This window comes from Moorena sp. SIO3I6, from assembly GCF_010672095.1.
Genome location: NZ_JAAHHU010001505.1, coordinates 1 through 1,207 on the forward strand (window position 1 = coordinate 1; position 1,207 = coordinate 1,207).

General features: G+C 42.9%; 1 protein-coding gene. It reads right to left on the minus strand.

Going from position 1 to position 1,207, the window contains the following annotated elements; all coding sequences use genetic code 11:
- Positions 1-63 precede the first annotated feature (63 nt).
- Positions 64-1,207 (minus strand): transposase (locus tag F6K49_RS50695; RefSeq protein WP_293110459.1); only part of this gene is annotated, 1,144 nt, incomplete at its 5' end.

Here is a 1,207-nt window from a genome sequence, read left to right on the forward strand (position 1 = left end):
TGACTACCCCAGAAGGTGACGTTTCCGATACTTTTTAGCTACCAAAATCTACCAAGGCAGACTTTAGCCCACTAATGCAAGCTGCTCTCGCAGCCAGGGGGTATCTCCCAAGGCTCTGAGGAATATCCCCCGAGCGCCGTTGATATCTCTGTCCATGACGAGTCCATCAACTTTTGATTTAATAGTTTTGCTTCCGCCTATATTTATCAGCTCGCCTGTCCAGCTAACAGTTTTGCTGGTGTAAGCTTCGCAAACATCTAGCACTACTTTCCCCGTCTCTTGAGCTTTGTGCTTTAGAAATTCTTTGAAACGATAATGAGCGAAGGTAAGCATATTACGAACGGTTTTAGATCTAATCTTTCTGTTCCTTTTTTTTGACATTTGAGACGTCTCAAATGTAGGAAGAAGAATTACATCGAAGTTGTCAACTAAGAATCTAGCTGTCTTGTGGTGAAGCTCATTGATTAAGTTTTGAACTTTTATAACCATTCGTCTGGCGGCTTTCTTCATCCGGCGCTTTTGCCCACCATTGGCTTTACTGATCTTAGACAGTAAATTATCCAGGTGTTGGCAGAGTCGCTGGATCCTTGAAAAGTCTCCATGCCCAATCTTCCCTACAGATGTTTCGCTGAAGAAAGTGATGAAAGTTCTGACCCCAGGGTCTAAAGCAACTACTCTACCTTGGTTTTCGGTATGTGATACAGCTACTTTGTGGGGAACTACTAAATAATGATTCCCGTTATTACTGGTTAGTCTACAATCGCACACTTCTGAAGGCAAAATCTCGGAGTATGTTATTTTCCCTAGTTTGGTATGATATACCCCTACTGCTGAAACTGCTAATTTTGGGATATAGCAAGACTGAATAGGGTTCTTTCGAGACCTAAACCTTACTCGGTTAATTTCTGCCGTTTTATTGTACTTTTTCTTTGCCTCCCTGACAGCGGTGCAAGCGTCCTTTATCGCTATCGATTTAATTTGATAAGGCACTTCCTTGCACCACTCGGGTAGGTCGTTTAATATGCCAGTCTTGATAGCCTTCCAGTTGGCTTTAACCTCGCCATCCTGAAGTATTTTGACTGTTTTATTGAAAACGTAACGGGACACTCCGAACCACTTACGGATTAGCGTACGCTGCTCAGGGTTTAGGAACAGACGAATCTTCTTTGATTTTTTGACCGTATTTCCTAAGTCCGTGGACTCGGCA